Below are 15,694 nucleotides of genomic sequence, written 5' to 3'. Positions count from 1 at the left end.
AGCGAGCGGCAAGGTTGCCGAGCGTTGGTGGGTTACGGCGCATGTGAAGCGCGGCGATCGGTGGCCAGCCGGCGCCGGAATGCGCCTAACCCACCCTACGACATCCCGGTTTCCGCAATCCACCAAAAGGGCGAAGGACCCTCCGCAGCTCGACAACCCTTCGCCCGGCCCATCCGTTTGTAGGATGTGCTGACCGAAGGGAAGCGCATCTGTCGCGAACCTAGCCGTTCATGCCGAGCTTCCCGGTCCGGAACCGACAAAAGTCTTAATCCCTTCTTCATAAGGTCTCGATTCAAACGCGTCCTTAAGGACATGTCCTTAACGGGTCCCACGTCTTAATCCCTTCTTCATAAGGTCTCGATTCAAACCAAAAAATATCAGAAAACTTGCAGACAATGCGCCGTCTTAATCCCTTCTTCATAAGGTCTCGATTCAAACGCCGCGAAGGATCGCAAGGCGCGTGAGCTGCTTGTCTTAATCCCTTCTTCATAAGGTCTCGATTCAAACACGGCGAATATTCGCGCCCAGATTATTACCCAGCTGTCTTAATCCCTTCTTCATAAGGTCTCGATTCAAACCGCTCGTGTCTAAAACACCTCCAAAGTCAATGGTTTACAAAGGGGGTTGCAGAAAAATCGGCTTGCCGAAAAGTTAGCATTCGGTACCGGGCGGTTCAACCTATCCATCGGCGTAAGGTTTCCTTCAAGGTTTTCAATTCCGGTCCGGCGCAGGTCAGTATCCCATAGGCGCGGGCGCGATCTTGAATGGCGGTGGACAGGGGCTGATAACTGACCAGCATGGCCTTTGCCTGGAGACCGCCCAGGAGGTTGGAAAGCGCGTCGAGCCGATAGATTGCATCGGCGCCCGCACCGCCGGTCTCGATATCGTCCCTGAACTGGCGGGTTTTGCACTCGACGATGTACAGCCGGTTTTCCGCGAGAAAGGCAACGTCCAGTTCATTGCGAATCCGCTCGGCGCCGTTTTGCCGCTCGACTTCCAGCCCTCGGCCGATGTCCTGTATCGCTTTGAGTTCGCTTTTGAGGCTCTGGACCAGGCTGTACGCGTACTGTTCCAGCCATCCGCCGTTGGCGAAGAAGCGGGCCGGCTCGTCGGCGAAATGGAGGCGGCCTTGCCTCGCCATAACGACATCTGCGTTCTCAAACCAGCCGAGGAGGGCCTTGAAGTCTTCGCGCTCGATCTGGCCCGGTCTGAGTTGGTCGGAGACCAGCGATTCGTTCTGTTCCGCAGACATTGCCGCCCAGTTCAAAATTCGGAGAGCGTTCTGATATTTGTCGATGTGCCGGACCAGCCCTTCGGCCAATACCTTCAACCGTTCGGGCATGCCGAAATGGGCGGGCCGTTCGCTCAATTGAGCCCCGTGGGCCTGAAAAAATCCCTTGAGCTTGATGCGGTTGGCTAGCTCCCTCGGCGGCCGGCCGGCGGGATGCATCGATATCAGCCGGTCCTGTTCGGGATGGACGTAGAAGATTGGTTGACCGGCCGCGCGGAACACCTCGTAGGCGGCGATGGCCATGGGCTTGGTGCCCCCGGTGACGTTCAGGGCGAGCTGATCGAGCTCGTGTTCCGACACCAAAGCCAGCAGCTGCTCGCGTATGGCCTCGATATCGTAGGCATTCTCGATCCTGATCTGGCTCACCGTGACGCCGGCCGGCTGCAGAACGGCCCGGAGCCAGTCGGCCCGCCGGGCCATGTCGGGGCTTACCAACATGATGATGTGCTTGGGTTTGATCTCGGGATCGAGCGCCGGCGTGATGTTGGGCGTCGGCTGTCCGGAGACTAGGATTACATGGGTTTGTATCTTCATGGCGTTAGCGGGTCTTCCGAAAAACTGAGATGGCGCGGGTTGAAACCTTCTCGAGGCGAAAATTGGGCAAGGACGTGCCGGTAAACCAAAGCGTCCATCCGTTTCAGCAACGCTTCTTTTTCCTGGCTCGGCAGAAACGCATGGACGAATGCTTGCTTGATCATGGCCAAGGCATCCCAGCAGCTAAAGCAATCGCCGACCATGCGCGCGGCGGTCAAATATTCGCCGGTCATGGTGGTGCGGCTAATGCCCGGATTATCCGTGCAGAGCGTCAAAGGGAGCCCGGCTTGCCAGAGTCGCCACAGCGGGTACTCGGGGCAGTGCGCCGTTTCAGGGAAAGCGGCGTCGCGATAGCCGACGACTTCCCGGTTGGAGCTGGGACAAAGCTCGATACAGATGCCGCGGTCGCGGAAGCGCTGGGCGAGTTTCGGATGATCGCCAATCGTCAGGCCATGCCCGATCCGGTCGGCGTGAAGGTGATAGGCCGCGGTCCAAATCTTTTCCGCCGTCTCCCCCTCGCCGGCATGAATCGTCAGCGGCAGGCAGATTTCGAAAGCACGGGCAAAAGCCTGTGCGACATCCGCCGAAATTGATTGCGTCTCATCGCCCGCCATGTCGAGCCCAACTACGAAATTTGGCAATTGCTCCTTCGCTCGTACCGCCAGATCAATTACCTCCGCAAGACGTTCGGGCTGGCGCCGGTCGGCAATGAGTATGAATCGGAACAAGGCCCGCGAATCGGCCGGCAAGCTTGCCGCGGCGGTTTGCAGGGCGTCGGTCAACCGATGAAGAAAGGCCAGCCCATCGCCGTATTTGTGCGGGCTGCCGCGCAGCTCGACATAGGCCAGCCCTTCGTCGTGCGCCTGACCTACGAGATGAGCCGCATAGGGTTGAATGGCGGCGGGATGCGACAGGATCGCCGAGCCGGACAGTTCGCCGGGCCGTTCATAGGCCTTGAAGCCACGGGGTCGCGATTTCAGATCGAATCTCGGCTCGGTGGCGTCGAACAGGTTGCCGGTCAATTGGGGGGCGTCGGCGTGTACGAGCAGCGCCGCGGTCCAATGCGGCCTCGGAATGGCCGAGGTCTTCAGTCGGTCCGGCCAATTCCAGGGCCAGATAGCTTGCCGCAGGAGCGGCGCAATATGGCCGAGGGCGCGCTCGCGCTCGGGAGGGCTCAAGGCCTCCCAAACCGAGCGGCCGACCTCGCGCTGGGCATCGAGATCGAGACAGCCGCCGATGTGCCGGTGCAAGTCCGCTTTTGGCAGGCCGTTGAGCCAACCGGCCAACTCGGCATTCAGCGGCCGCTTCCGCAAGGTCTCGATCACGCGCGGCGGCAGGCGGTAAAGGCTGCGCCAGTTCTCGTGGTGTTCCGTCTCGCCGAGCGCTCTCAAGTAATTTCCCAGCAGTTGGCTCCCGGCCTTTTCGCGCGACCGGATCTCCTCGCAAAGCCCGTGGCCGGCGGCCGGCGTCCATGTCAACGAGGCTCCGGGTGAGGCCAGGGGAAGCGGAAAATCGCGGCTGACGACGGCGCGCCGTCCGTCGAGCTCGACATCCAGGAGTTCGCTGCGCCGGCCCGCTCCCGCAATGAGCGGCACGATCGCGGATGCAACCTCGGCGGGCAATTCGCGGGTGAAGAACTCGGCTGTTCCCGTTTTCAAAAGCTCCGGCAGGGGGTCTTGCCCGACCACATGGATCAGCGCGTCACAGCCGAGCACGGAGCCCGCCCATTGGAGATCGGCGCTCATGGTTTTCCGCCCGCCGGCCAGCGACAGAACCACCTGACCGTCCCCGGCGCGCTCGTGCGCCAGGAGGCAGGCGCGCAGCAGGAGTTCGCGGAATCGGTCGCACTCGGGCTGGCTGGCGAGCTGGTCGGTTCCTGCCGCCTGCCAGATCCGGAGGATCGGCGGATGCTCCAGCCGCGCATGCCAATCGCGGAGATACGCAAGTCCTTGCCGCGGCAGGTCTCCCAGCGTGGTACAGACCCAGATTTCGTCGGGCGCCTCCAGTCGATAGTCCTCGCGTTGCCGCGTGAAATCAGCGCATCGTGGATGATAACGGTAGAGCGGCAAACGGTCCGGCGCGAGAAAACCGTAAACCTCCGGAATTACTGCCCAGGAGGCGCCGAGCGTACATAGCAGAATATTCGCTTTCATACGGAATTCCGGATCGAAAATCCGGCGGCGAGACGGCTCCACAATTCGAAGCGCGCGTCATCCGCGATCCGCCCCGCCGGAATAAAGCCGATACCGCTCAGGCCTTGGCCCTCGGCCGGTTTTGGCGGCGCGTCTTCCGGCCAGGAAAGGAGATACAGCAAGCCGATGTGCACGCGGCCGATTGCCGAAAGACCCTCGTAGATCCAGGCGACCGGTTCCGGGATAGCCGTGTCCGGCTGCCAAAGCAGCTCTTCCCGTAATTCGCGGCGAAGCGCGCGATCAGCCATCCGCTCGATCGATTCCGCCGCGTCGATGTCCTCGATATGCCCGCCGACGCCGGCGCTCAGCCGGTCCCGCAGCCGCGAATCGCCGCCGTTCCGGGCATAACACCAGATCTCGCCGCGAGCGTTCCGGAGCAGCGCGTAAGGAATGATCTGCAACAACCGCTCGTCGCCCTCGGCCTCGGAGCGACGCCGCCATGACCAGTTCCGGGGCCACGTCCAGGTGGTTCGCGCCCAGGCATCAGCCTCCGGTAAAGATGGACACTCGGCTCGCGGGATGACCAGGACACGTGCGCTCATGGGTTTTCGCCTTCAGCCGCGATGACGCGGTATTCCACGATGCGGGCGCCGAAACGCCTAAGATCCTGAGCCGACAACTCGCGTCCCCGCCAATCCGGGGGTATTTCGAGCGCCAGATGAAGATAGCGGGCGCCTCGGGCACATACCTCCGCGGCCAAATGGACGGGCAGGGTGCCGATGACCCGATCCCCGGCTTTCACCACGGCCATGTCCATGTGCGCCAATTGCCAATCCACCGCGATGCCGCTTTCGCGTGCCCATTCGATGGCGCCCGCATGGCGGGTAACGAAGTAAGTTGTCATGGTTAAAAAGAATGGTTATTGGAAAGACCTTATGATTGCTCTTTTAATCGTGGTTTTAATCGTTTGCATATATCCCTTCTTCATAAGGTCTCGATTCAAACACCGCAAAGGCCGCTGGAGCGGGGAAGCACTCCAGTCTTAATCCCTTCTTCATAAGGTCTCGATTCAAACGATGAAGCCATACGGGAATGCCTGGATGCAGGCGTCTTAATCCCTTCTTCATAAGGTCTCGATTCAAACTGTCCGGACGTTCTTCATAGAACGCGGAGAGACGGTCTTAATCCCTTCTTCATAAGGTCTCGATTCAAACGCTTACGAGCCCTGGAATTCGCCGACGATCCACTAGTCTTAATCCCTTCTTCATAAGGTCTCGATTCAAACGAACACGACGGACACACCCTGTTCTACTCTGAACGTCTTAATCCCTTCTTCATAAGGTCTCGATTCAAACCCGACCGGATTTATTAACCCCTCGATGGCTCGTGTCTTAATCCCTTCTTCATAAGGTCTCGATTCAAACAAATCATCTACCGGCTATCAGTATACAGCGACGCGTCTTAATCCCTTCTTCATAAGGTCTCGATTCAAACGGCTCGTGTCTAAAACACCTCCAAAGTCAATGGTTTACAAAGGGGTTTGCAGAAAAATCGGCTTACCGAAAAGTTAGCGTCGAGTGATTGCGATTTTCGGAGCGTCATGCGGGCAACTCGACACGGGTCGGAAATTCGGGCGCCAGGGTGCTGTGTTCGAGCCGGGCGTGGTTGTTGTAGAACAGCATTTCGCCGTCTTCCCGGCACACCCAGAATGCGCGCACGCCACGGGCGAAATAAAGTTCCTTCTTTTCCTCCGTTTCGGCCCGGCCGTTTGACGGCGAAAGCACTTCGACCACGATTTCAGGGGCTTCCGGGGAAGGATTGGCCAAACCGCGGTGGGCGAAAAACTCCGCGCTGGCCCAAACCGCGTCGGCCACTTTTACGCCCTCGGCGGTTTGTACGCTGCACTCGGACAATACCCGTCCGTGGGGAAGATGTTGCCTCAGCAGGTTCAAAATCTCGCCTTGGAGCCGGGAACGTTTGTCGGTGGCCGGACTCATGACGATATGCCCCCAGCGGTCGGTTTCGAATTTGAAGGGAAGGTCCTTGAATAACGGGTTATCGCAGATGTCTTGCCAGTTCATAACGTGTTCTCCGCTGACGGAAGAAACCGATAGACGGATTCAGTGCAAGCTCATCATGGCGCCATGAGACTGCGCAACAGTTTCTTGCGCTTGCCGTCGTCCTTGCGGATGCCGAGCCAGTCGAATATCTCGACGGCTACGGGGCGCAGGGCCTGGCGGTCGGATTCGTCCCAACTCGCCGCCTCCTGGATCAGATTCCGTAAGCGGTCGTACAACTGGCTGCCGGGACCTTTGCCCTTATTGGCCGCAGTCATTTCGCCACGCAGGGCTTCGGTCCGCTGCTGGTTTTCCGACATGGCCGCGAAACGGGCGGCTTGGGCTTCCGCTCTTGCGGTCTCTTCGGCGGCTTGCCGCCGCGCGTCGGCTTCGGCTCGGCATCGTTCGGCCCGCAGCCGCTCGGCCTCGGATTTCCGCTTTTGTTCCTGTTCCAGTCGATCGTAGGCCGCTTGCGCGTTACGTCGGAGGAAGGCGTGCGTTTCGCGCAGGCCGGCATCGTCGAGTTCGACCAGTATCCAGCCGAAGGGGAGCATGGCGCCGGTCTGGTCCTTGGCGTCGACGGCAAGCCATAGCGTGGTGGCGTGGTCGAGATACTTAGGCGGTTGACCTTGCTTCTGCATGATTTCGATACAGCGCACGCTGTCTAATGTGGTGTGCTCGGCTCCCGAGTGTTTGCCGACACGGAGCAGAAATGCCTGTCGACGGTTCAGCGCTTCGCGCAGTTCGCCGGAAAGCAGCTTTCTCAAAGAAGTGACCCAATCGGTATCGACATACTGCAGGTCTTGCAGCACATCGAGTTCCGCGCACAAGCGCGGGAAATAGTAGCTATTACAGAGATCAGCCAAGTCTGAGAGGCTTTCGAAGGGAAGCTTGTCTTGCCAGCGACTCAATTCCCGGCTCGACAAAAGAGTCAATTCGGTGTGAAAGCTGCGACTGCGATGGGCACCGAGGCATTCAAGCAAGGTGTATAAATCCCGCTCTTCGGCCATCGACTTTTTCTTTGAGCGTCCTTTCTTTCGATTGACCGCGTATCTGATTTCCAGCCCATTCAATCCGTCCGAATGGTTATATGGCGCATCTCCGATCTTGAGCAGTCGTAAAGGGTCTTCGGTGACATGACTGTATTTCAGTAACTTACCTGGAACATCCCGGCCTGTCAGCCGTAGATTGCGCTGAATGTTCCGTTTCGCCGCACGCTGATCCGTTGCGTTTTCATAGCTATGGACGGCGTCGTTCACTGCCTTCTTTAGGTGATCGGCGTACTGCCGGTCCTTTTTCAGACATGTGTCCAGAATCGCGGTCCGTATTGCCCCTTTGAGGCTACTGCCTGGAATGTAAGGTCGTTGTGTGTGGAGGTTGAAGGTATTGCGCTGGATTGCAAGTTTGTTCGTATCTTTTTTTCCTTCAATGCTGTCTCGATAGAATCCCTCCAAGGCGGGCGAAACCGGCATGGCATGTTGCGCATAAGTCTTGAGTAACGCGCGTTTGTCGTGGATGAACTTTTGCATCCGACGGATGGCGGCCTGACCTTCGCGAATTTCCGCCAATTTAGCAAGCTCATGTAGCTCCGCTGGTTTCAATGCTTCCAACAACTGCAACTCCCCGAAATAGTGCAGGTAACCCTCGTCGATGACGTAATTGGTGGGGTAATAATCTTCGCCGCTGCCGACATGCACCGGGGTGAGCGTCGAGATGTAAACGGTTTGGGTGTTTAAGAAAGAACTCACTGTGCTTCCTCCCATTGCACGCCGAAGACTGGGGCGTAGCCTTGATGGACCGCGGTGCCGATCGCTTTGGAAACGCCGCCGATGCCCCGTCCCGTGATACGGGCGGAGGGCTCGAAGATCGCGGGTGTGAGGATGGCGAAACTGTCGGCCATCAACACCGGGTTCTTGAATGGCTTCCCGCCGAGCACGGCGCGGTCGCCGTGGCGGCCGAAGCGGGTGAAGGTTTCGTAGTAACAACGCTCGGCTTTCCATTGCTGCCCTTGGGGAGCGCTGGGCGCCAGGGTCAGCCAGGCGTTCGGGGCGGCAGGACGCGGCGGGTCATCATAAGGCGCCGCGTCCAGAACCTCGAACTTGCCGAGTCCGCTGGAGGCTTCCTTGCCGTAGCCCTGCTGGCCTATGGCCACGAGAGCTTCGCTCAGGTCCTTCAGCGTGAAGTAGCGGTCGTCATCCAGCGCCGCGTAAACCGACAGACGCACCTCGGGGTGATACCAGGTCAGCGCCCGATCGTACGGCGCGAACCCGGTTTCACCGGCCCCGGTGGTGCCGGTCAGTCGGTTCAGGCTGTTGTGAGTGCGGTTTTCGTGGCGGAGAAACGGCCCCTTCAGTTGCAGCCGGTCCATCATGTCGGCTTCGCTCAGTGCTTCCTGCCCCCAGGCGCCGACCGGCTTCGTCAACACGTCCTCCGGCAGCCAGCGCCGAGCCTTGATCTGCTTGCGTTCCCTGGGGTTTTCCGTATCGAGACCGAGCAGATGCGGAGGGGCGGCGGGGCGAGCTAGGAAACCCTCCGGCACGGGGTCCGAAATCACCAGAAACGGTTGGTTATCGGTGTAGCCTTGCAGGAGTTCGATCAGCCTGGCTTCGCCCCAAAGATTACGGATCGCCCAGCAGCACTGGCCGAACAGGGTGTCGCCCTTGAGCGGCGTGGCGAAGGCGGTTCCGGGATGTATCAGAATGCGGTAAAGCTTCACGTCAAGTCTCCCAGTCTTCGAGTCGAAGACCGTCGATGCGGCCGAATTCGACGGTATTGTGAGTGACCAGTGTCAAATCGTTGGCCAGGGCGACGGCGGCAATCTGCAGGTCGTAGGGACCGATAGGCTTGCCTTTTCGGGCGAGATCGGCGCGGAGTTCGCCGCAAAGACGGGCGGCGTTGCCGTCGAACGGCAGCGAAACGAACTGGACGAACAGCGTTTCGAGCAGGCTCAAATTGGCTTCCCGCCTTTGACTCTTGTAGGCCCCGAAATAGAGTTCCGCCTTGACGACATCGCAGAGCACGATGGACTGAGGCAGGTGCTCGATGAAGCGCTGCTTGACCGGGGACGGCGCCGGATTGAGATAGCGTATCCAAACGTTGGTGTCGGGCAGCCACATTAGTCCAGCTCCAGGCGCTTCTCATATTCTCCCTGGGGCTCGCGCGTCAACGGTTCGCCTTCCCATGCTCCGGCCGTGGCTTCGAAGAAGCCGACGGGCCAGCCGTGGGCGTCCTTTTCCACAGGGCCTTCTTCCAATGGACGAAAAGTGATTTCTACGCGCTTGTGCCGAAATTCCGGTGGCACGGGGACGGTTTCCGGTGCATCGTCGATGATTTGGCGTACGGTGTTCATTCGGATCGCCTCCAATTCAAAATAGCGTTTCGGGCAAATCGAATGCCTGCCCGTTGAGCGTTAGACCGTCGAACTCAATCTTGCCATATCCGCGCGAACCGGACCCGCCGATGCCGTCGAGCGTCAGCATTTTGAGGCCGATTTTCACCAGGTCCAGCAGGTCGGTATCGTTTTCGTCCAGCACCTTCAGGTTAAGCCTGAAGGTGAATTTCGCTCCCGCCGGAACACGCTCCGTTTGGCGGGGATTATCGGCCACGCCGGTGATGCGGTTGATGCTGTTTTCGCTCTTGGCTTCGGTGTAGAGATAGTTATTGTCACGAACGAATTGCCGATGTTCCTCGGTCAGATTGCAGTCCCAGAACGCCATGCGGGTCGGGCCGTATTTTTCCGCCGCGTCTCCGGCGTCGCCGGAAATGCCGAAAAGGCGGATGATGGCTTCGGCATCTCGGCGCTGACGCTCGTTCATGTCCTTCAAATGTTCCACGGAAACCGGCTTGCCCGGATTGCCTTTCTTGTCCTTGCAAAGCGCGACGATACCCGCGCGCCATTCCAGCAGGCTGCGCATCTTGCCCTTGAGGCTGGAGCCGGGAATGTAGGGTTCCTGGGTATAGGGATGCTTGATGACGGGGTTGTCCATCCCGCCGATGTGCATTTCTTCGTTGCCGGCGCCGATGCGTAGGCCGGTCAGGAGTTTGATTTCGCCGCTGATCTGGTTGATGGCTTTGAGTTGCATGAGCGTTTCCCCTGGTTATTTCGGACCGTATAGCTTGTAGAAACCTATGAAGGCTTCCATGAACAATTTGAAGTTCTTGAATGCTTCGGGCTTATCCGGTTCGAGCTGACGCAGGCCATGCCGCAGTAGCGTCAGAAAATTCTGGTCTATCAGTTCGCGGGACTCCGCATAGGCCGCCTTGGCGTTGAGCATCTTGATGAGTGGAAGGTATTGGGTGCCGTAAATCCTGGTTCGCTCGTCCTCCTTCAGCTGGCGTATCCGCTGGTCCCACATGACAATCTCGTCGTAGAAGCGGCGGAGCTGGGTGGATTTGTTCTTGTCTCTCTTGCCCGCTTTTGCCGATTTCGCGATTTCCTCGGCCGCGCGTTCGGCGATCGCGTCGAACAAGTCTCCGCTCGGGTTCGCGACGTCGATCTGCTTCAGGATTTCTTCCAGTTCCCTTGACGGCCCCGTATCCTGATTTTGTCTGCCGCCGCCTTGCTGCGGCCTGCTTCTGTCGTAATAGTTCATGGCTTCCCCCCTTTAGTCACGTTGTTGATACAGATACAAATGCAGGGCGATCTTGTAAGCCGCCCCGTAGTGACGAATGCCGGATTCGATTTCGGCGACGATTCGGTTGTGCATGGCCGTTTGCTCTTCCGCACTCTGCTTCCTTTCGCTTTTCACCATGCGCCACGTCCGGTAATACAGATAAGAGCGCCACCGGGTTTTGGACGGGTCCGTCGCCATGCCTTCGGCCATATCCGCTAGCCCGAGCAAGCCATAGAGATAGGCGGTGGAAAGCCGGTATTCCCCCGCCAACCCGGCCAGCCGTTCATAACATGCCCACAGAGCGTCCATCTCTTCCCATCCGACGGTTTGTCCGAAGCAGGTGAGGGCGTTCTTGCCCGGTATTTCTTCGTCGCCGCGGCGGTGCTTCTTGGCGTCTTCCAATGCATCCTCGCTGCCTTCGGCAAGGTAATGGATAGGCACCGCCGGCTTGGTCACGGCGAGGCCGGCCGAGAAATGGAGTTCCGGGTTTTCCGCGACGTAGCGCCCGAATTCCCGGCGCATCCGATGGGCCAGCTCCACCTGGCTTTTCCAAGGACCGATCAGGAAGAAATCGTCGCCGCCGGCGAACACTGTATAGCTGTTCCGGTATTCCGTCCGGCATAGCCAGGGCAGATAGACGGCGAAGAAATTGTTCACCTGCCGCGACAGTGCCGCCATCTTGGCGAAGGTCGGCTGCCTCAATCCTCGCTGGAAAATGGCGCCGAGGTCGTCGATGTCGCCTTTTAGGGTATGCAGAGCCGTCACGCCGCGAAATTCCCGGCGTTCGTCCAGGTCTTCGCAGGCGATGTGGTGCAGGGTTTTCAGATCCTCGGCGGCGGGCTCGTCCTCGTCTTTCAAGTTGCTTTGAATCCGGTCGTACCGCGGATCTTTCCATTCCAGGTCTTCGAATACCGGCACGTAGCCGCGAATGTTGCGCCGCGCGTAGCCGTTCCAAAGCGGCCGGGCGGGGTTCGGATCGGGCAGCGAAAAATCGAACAGCCGCCGGATATTGCCGTTCTTGACTTCCCCGCCAAAGCGCCCGGACGCTTCCTCGTTGCCGGTGAAGTGTACGTAATAGCCGAAGATCGGCAGGTCCAGCGTGCGGTTGTCCTGCAGCTTCGCGATGCTGAGAATCAGCCTTTCGCACTTCACCAGCAATTCGCCGGCCCGGATCTGGTCCGCCGCGAGCCGGCTAAGAGGAACGTCGTTCCTCTCGACTTTCGCCGGCGCGCGGTCGTTGACGGCGCAAGCGCCAAGCTCGTTATCGAAATCGTCGAGATAGTCTTCGAACACGGGTTTCGGAGCGTTCCCGCCGCATAAACCGAAATGCTCGTATTTCGTCCGCTCCAGATTTCGATGCAGCTTCTTCATGAGCGCGGCAAAGCGGCTTTCGCCTTCCTTCCCGCCGAGAAAGTCGTTGCAGCAGGCCGGTTCGAAAGCCAGGCCGAGTCCGGCTTCTCCGTAGCTGTGTTTCAAGAACCACGTGTCGAAAGTTTTCTGGACTTCGGCGAGACGGGTTCTGGTTTCATCGGTATTGGGCGCGACGATGAGGAACTTTCCGGCAGCGTTGGTTATCTGGCTGGTGGAGGGCAATTGCAACTCGTCCAGCACCTTGAGCGCCGCGCATTCGGTAATCAGCGAGACATAGAACGAACGGCCGCGCAGCAACTTGGCGGCGTTCTTCTTGGTCTCGCCGCCGCCGGCAAAGATGAATTTCTGGATGCCGAAGAAATCGCCCTGCACCAGCAGGAATTTCGGTTCGTCCCAATCGTCCCGGCCGCGCAGCCGCGCCAGGCGTTCGGCGGGGGGGTGGCCTTGATCGGCGTGATAGCGCCATAGCGCCACGGCCAGGGCTGCCGTGGTCTTGGAGTGATCGTACAGCGGCACTTCCGGCTTGACGTTGAAAGCCGTGGCCGACGGGATCGCGTGGGTGTAGGTCTGCCAAAGGGTGTCGAAATGATCCAGCCACAAGGGCAGGCTATGGCGGTGCGATTCGGGTATGGCGTCAAGACTTTTCCTGAAGCCGTCCCAGAGAGCGGCATATTCCCGTTGCGCCGCGGTATCGTTGTCCGGTTCGCTAGTCTCGCGCTTTTCCGGAAACAGGCTTTCGGGACTGAGGGGGCGCAACGGATAGCGATAGGCGAATCGGTCGGGGGAGTCCGATTCCAGCCGGATCTGCTCGAACAAGCTCAGCAGGCGCGCCTGGTAATGGTTCTTGCCGGTGGAGGTCTTTTCCTCGGCGCGGTTGTAGTTCTCGAATTGCTCCCGCTCGAATCCCGAGGCCACCCGGTCGGCGGTGGCGATGATCCATTGCAGGAAGGTTTGCGGCTGGTGATGCTTTGCGGCGGCGTTGACCAGCGAGTCGTCGACGTCGCGGGATTTCCAGTCGGCGAACGGCGCCATGGCCCACCCCTTGAGCGGCGGCAAGCCTTCGTTCTCCAGCCAGTCGACCGCGAGGGCGGTATAGGCCGCATGTTTGTGGCTGTACCAGAATCCTCCGCCCGGCCTTTCGTGACGCGGGCAATAGAGTTGCAGGTGGGTTTCCAGCACGGTGCCATCGACATCCGGTGACGCACGCTCCGCGAACTTCCCCAAATCATGCAGAAACGCTGCCAGGGCCACGCGGGCCGAGGCTTCCAATCGTTCGGAATTCATCCGGGTCTCCTCTGAATCAAGCACAAAATCCAATCTGATGGGCCGACAGGCTCAGGCCATACGCCGTTCTGGGGCGTCGGCCGAAACCCTTGATCTGATAAGCGGTGGCACCCGCCCCCAGGGCGTCCCGCAGCATCCGGTTGCCCCGGCTCTTGCGCCGCTCGAAGTAATTTTTGTCCATGCCGTGCTTGAGCCCCGCAAACACCCGGTCATCGTCGCCGAGTTCGCCGATGATGGCGCGGTATTCGGCCAGGAAACCTTCGGCGTAGTCGCGGTCCGGTGCGCCGTCGGGCGGGCAGGGGAGGGGCGGCAGTTCCCGCTGCGCGCGCCGGGCGAGCCAGGCATAGAAGGCTAGTTCGGCGGGCGGAAAGGGGATGGCGATGCCGCCGGCGGTTACGGTGCGTGCCGAGAGATCGATGTCGAGGCGCGCGGGTCCCAGGGTCGTTTGGGCGGCGCGCACCGCCGCCGAGAAGCTGCTGCGGCCTTTGAGCAGCGCCTCGCGCAGGCCGTGGCGGAGTCGCACGAAGGGGATGTCGGCCAGGGTGACGGCGGCGTTTTGGGTGTCGAGCGGCTTCTGGTCGGACCGATAGGCGTAGATCACATGGGAATACGGCGTAGGATAGAAAAAGTCGGGGTGCGACTCGAACGGCGCGTCGACCAGGACGTGCGACAGACGATCCTGCGGGCGTCCGTACAACGACAGCGCGTAGCCGGCGAAGAAGCCGAGGGTTTTGCGGCCGCCTGCGAGAGACACGTGCAACTGGGTGTCGTCGTCCTCGGTGAGCCGCCGCACCCACTCGGTGATGCCGTCGGCCGCCGCCGTGTTGTCCTCGCCGCTACGGATGTCGGTCAGGGGGCGTCCGTCGCCGTCGGTCAGGGTGTGCAGGCTATCCGCGCCGAACCGGATCGGCGGCAGCCGGTAGTCCTTGCACAGACGATGAAACCAGCCCGGCTCATCGCTGAACAGTGTCAGGCGCGCCCGCTCCACGCCTTCGGCTGTGGAGATGACGTGGATCTCGGTCGGAAGCGTTTCGGGCGCCTCTTGCCATAAGGCAAACAGGGTTTCGGTCACGACTTGAGGCGTCAAGCCGGTGATGACGAGCAAAATTCGCCGAGGGTAAGTCATTTGTGTTGCAGTCGGTCGGGTGAACGGTTGAGCTGCCGTCCTTGGCGTCCCTGTCCTTCGGTCTACAGTGTGCCTCCGTCAAGCGTCGGCCAGGGTTTCCGGCAAGCTTGCGGCGCGAATCCGGTAGCGGCCCAGACCCATGGTGGCGCCCTTGCCGACGTGGGTCCATTGGCCGAGCCAGAGATAGGGCCAGAAGGTCTCGACATCTTCGCCGCGCAGCTCGAACCGGCCGAGCAGTCCGCCCATTTGCATCGCGGTTTGTTGGCGCGAGGAATAGCGGGTCCAGTCGTGCCAGCGGAGCTTGGGCTCATGCACCGGCACGTTTCGCGAGGCCTGTGCGAGGGCGGCGAAGTCGACCTCCAGCGGCGTATCGGTGTGGAAGTAGCTCAGCATGGACAGCCGCCGCAGCAGATGCCCGAACAGGTCGCCGAAACCGAACTGCGCGGGCGTCACCAGATGGTCCTCGCGTTTCAGCCGGAGCGGGGTCTCGATCCGGATTTCGAAGCGCTCGGGGAGGGCGGGTATGGCCGGCGTCCGGCCGGGCGTCATCCTCAAGGGCTGGCCGGGTTCGTAGACGATCGGATTCTCCGGTGCATCGGCCTGCTCCACTTTGATCAGTTCGAAAGCTTGCGAAGCGCGACTGAGTCCTGCTTTTCCAGCCTGGTCCAGGGCATGGATGAAGTAGGGAAGATGACGGTCGGCGCGTCCGAACAGTGTCAAGCCCAATGCATAGGGCGAGCCGTTTTGTCGCGGGTCTATGCGCAGCGCGAAGGGATGCGGCGCCGTGGTGTAGCGGCGCATTTTTTCGCTGTCGGGCGGAGGCGGGGTTTCGAAGACGTAAGGGTAGACGCAGCTTCGGTAGAGAAGGCAGGAAGGGCATTCCGTCCCCCGAACCACGCACACGGTGCGCTTGAGCGCGTGGCCGAAGGCGCCGCGCCAGGCGGAGCCGGCGTAGGCGGGCAGGCGGAGCGGTTCGGTGGTTTCGAAATGACAGCGGAACACTGCCAGGGGCAGCGACGGGAGTTGGCGGGCGGAGGACATGAGGCTTTCTTGTTTTTGTTGCTGGGCGTTCAGTACATACCGTTCGCCTAGTTTAGGAAAGATTCGGCAAGCTTGCGAAGTCTTCGAACGATCCGCGCCGGTCGGCCCTCGATCGATGCCTGTCCTGAGCCAGGTCGAAGGGCGGTTCGCTTCGCTCACCGCATCCTACGACCTGTAGGGCGCGGTGAGGAACGACAAACCGGCAGGATAGCCGGTTTGCACGGAGCCCGTAGGGTGCCGGACAA

General features: G+C 60.2%; 14 protein-coding genes and 2 CRISPR repeat arrays. All 14 genes read right to left on the bottom strand.

The genetic code is table 11. From position 1 onward, the window contains the following. Positions 1–262 precede the first annotated feature (262 nt). Positions 263–578: a CRISPR direct-repeat array (repeat unit 36 nt; unit sequence GTCTTAATCCCTTCTTCATAAGGTCTCGATTCAAAC). A 95-nt stretch (positions 579–673) separates the two neighbouring features. After that, positions 674–1,825 (bottom strand): Card1-like endonuclease domain-containing protein, encoded by a 1,152-nt coding sequence (locus ACWJJK_RS14890; RefSeq protein WP_454128243.1) that lies wholly within the window; start codon positions 1,823–1,825, stop codon positions 674–676. Then, positions 1,822–3,978 (bottom strand): CRISPR-associated ring nuclease, encoded by a 2,157-nt coding sequence (locus ACWJJK_RS14885; protein ID WP_454128242.1) that lies wholly within the window; start codon positions 3,976–3,978, stop codon positions 1,822–1,824. The genes ACWJJK_RS14890 and ACWJJK_RS14885 overlap by 4 nt, the downstream gene beginning before the upstream one ends. Then, positions 3,975–4,559 (bottom strand): hypothetical protein, encoded by a 585-nt coding sequence (locus ACWJJK_RS14880; protein WP_077732667.1) that lies wholly within the window; start codon positions 4,557–4,559, stop codon positions 3,975–3,977. The genes ACWJJK_RS14885 and ACWJJK_RS14880 overlap by 4 nt, the downstream gene beginning before the upstream one ends. Continuing rightward, a complete protein-coding gene (gene csx16, locus ACWJJK_RS14875; RefSeq protein WP_156879348.1) occupies positions 4,556–4,861 on the bottom strand; it encodes a CRISPR-associated protein Csx16 in 306 nt (101 codons plus the stop codon). The genes ACWJJK_RS14880 and csx16 overlap by 4 nt, the downstream gene beginning before the upstream one ends. Before the next feature lie 65 nt (positions 4,862–4,926). Continuing rightward, positions 4,927–5,451: direct repeats of the CRISPR family, unit length 36 nt; unit sequence GTCTTAATCCCTTCTTCATAAGGTCTCGATTCAAAC. A 104-nt stretch (positions 5,452–5,555) separates the two neighbouring features. Next, positions 5,556–6,038 carry a Uma2 family endonuclease gene (locus ACWJJK_RS14870; protein WP_077732665.1) on the bottom strand — a complete coding sequence of 161 codons (483 nt, stop codon included), beginning with the start codon at positions 6,036–6,038 and terminating at the stop codon, positions 5,556–5,558. Positions 6,039–6,091: 53 nt separating this feature from the next. Next, positions 6,092–7,762 carry a type III-A CRISPR-associated RAMP protein Csm5 gene (csm5, locus tag ACWJJK_RS14865; RefSeq protein WP_168175549.1) on the bottom strand — a complete coding sequence of 557 codons (1,671 nt, stop codon included), beginning with the start codon at positions 7,760–7,762 and terminating at the stop codon, positions 6,092–6,094. Then, on the bottom strand, positions 7,759–8,730 hold the full coding sequence (gene csm4, locus ACWJJK_RS14860) for a type III-A CRISPR-associated RAMP protein Csm4 (protein WP_168183899.1): 972 nt from the start codon (positions 8,728–8,730) through the stop codon (positions 7,759–7,761). The genes csm5 and csm4 overlap by 4 nt, the downstream gene beginning before the upstream one ends. A gap of 1 nt (position 8,731) precedes the next feature. Further along, the gene (locus tag ACWJJK_RS14855; protein ID WP_077732663.1) at positions 8,732–9,130 is read right to left on the bottom strand and encodes a type II toxin-antitoxin system VapC family toxin; all 399 of its coding nucleotides are present in this window, start codon (positions 9,128–9,130) and stop codon (positions 8,732–8,734) included. After that, on the bottom strand, positions 9,130–9,363 hold the full coding sequence (locus tag ACWJJK_RS14850) for a hypothetical protein (protein WP_133716869.1): 234 nt from the start codon (positions 9,361–9,363) through the stop codon (positions 9,130–9,132). Before ACWJJK_RS14850 ends, ACWJJK_RS14855 begins: the two co-directional genes overlap by 1 nt. A 16-nt stretch (positions 9,364–9,379) precedes the next feature. Beyond that, a complete protein-coding gene (gene csm3, locus ACWJJK_RS14845) occupies positions 9,380–10,096 on the bottom strand; it encodes a type III-A CRISPR-associated RAMP protein Csm3 (protein ID WP_077732661.1) in 717 nt (238 codons plus the stop codon). Between the two features lie 15 nt (positions 10,097–10,111). Next, the gene (csm2, locus tag ACWJJK_RS14840) at positions 10,112–10,606 is read right to left on the bottom strand and encodes a type III-A CRISPR-associated protein Csm2 (RefSeq protein ID WP_454128241.1); all 495 of its coding nucleotides are present in this window, start codon (positions 10,604–10,606) and stop codon (positions 10,112–10,114) included. Positions 10,607–10,618: 12 nt separating this feature from the next. Further along, on the bottom strand, positions 10,619–13,282 hold the full coding sequence (cas10, locus tag ACWJJK_RS14835) for a type III-A CRISPR-associated protein Cas10/Csm1 (RefSeq protein WP_210023805.1): 2,664 nt from the start codon (positions 13,280–13,282) through the stop codon (positions 10,619–10,621). 16 nt (positions 13,283–13,298) lie between these two features. Beyond that, positions 13,299–14,408 (bottom strand): CRISPR-associated ring nuclease Csm6, encoded by a 1,110-nt coding sequence (csm6, locus tag ACWJJK_RS14830; protein ID WP_434112133.1) that lies wholly within the window; start codon positions 14,406–14,408, stop codon positions 13,299–13,301. Positions 14,409–14,486: 78 nt separating this feature from the next. After that, positions 14,487–15,449 (bottom strand): CRISPR system precrRNA processing endoribonuclease RAMP protein Cas6, encoded by a 963-nt coding sequence (cas6, locus tag ACWJJK_RS14825; protein ID WP_434112135.1) that lies wholly within the window; start codon positions 15,447–15,449, stop codon positions 14,487–14,489. Positions 15,450–15,694: the final 245 nt, after the last annotated feature.

Source organism: Methylocaldum gracile (assembly GCF_053646815.1).
Note: the sequence above shows the minus strand (reverse complement) of the source record. Positions and strands in the feature narration are given on the sequence as shown.

Excerpts from the sequence above, each read along its gene's own strand:
- ACWJJK_RS14855 (WP_077732663.1), bottom strand. The coding sequence starts at position 9,130 with ATGTGGCTGCCCGACACCAACGTTTGGATACGCTATCTCAATCCGGCG.
- ACWJJK_RS14885 (WP_454128242.1), bottom strand. The coding sequence starts at position 3,978 with ATGAAAGCGAATATTCTGCTATGTACGCTCGGCGCCTCCTGGGCAGTA.
- ACWJJK_RS14870 (WP_077732665.1), bottom strand. The coding sequence starts at position 6,038 with ATGAACTGGCAAGACATCTGCGATAACCCGTTATTCAAGGACCTTCCC.
- csx16 (WP_156879348.1), bottom strand. The coding sequence starts at position 4,861 with ATGACAACTTACTTCGTTACCCGCCATGCGGGCGCCATCGAATGGGCA.
- ACWJJK_RS14850 (WP_133716869.1), bottom strand. The coding sequence starts at position 9,363 with ATGAACACCGTACGCCAAATCATCGACGATGCACCGGAAACCGTCCCC.
- csm2 (WP_454128241.1), bottom strand. The coding sequence starts at position 10,606 with ATGAACTATTACGACAGAAGCAGGCCGCAGCAAGGCGGCGGCAGACAA.
- csm6 (WP_434112133.1), bottom strand. The coding sequence starts at position 14,408 with ATGACTTACCCTCGGCGAATTTTGCTCGTCATCACCGGCTTGACGCCT.
- ACWJJK_RS14880 (WP_077732667.1), bottom strand. The coding sequence starts at position 4,559 with ATGAGCGCACGTGTCCTGGTCATCCCGCGAGCCGAGTGTCCATCTTTA.
- csm3 (WP_077732661.1), bottom strand. The coding sequence starts at position 10,096 with ATGCAACTCAAAGCCATCAACCAGATCAGCGGCGAAATCAAACTCCTG.
- cas10 (WP_210023805.1), bottom strand. The coding sequence starts at position 13,282 with ATGAATTCCGAACGATTGGAAGCCTCGGCCCGCGTGGCCCTGGCAGCG.
- ACWJJK_RS14890 (WP_454128243.1), bottom strand. The coding sequence starts at position 1,825 with ATGAAGATACAAACCCATGTAATCCTAGTCTCCGGACAGCCGACGCCC.
- cas6 (WP_434112135.1), bottom strand. The coding sequence starts at position 15,449 with ATGTCCTCCGCCCGCCAACTCCCGTCGCTGCCCCTGGCAGTGTTCCGC.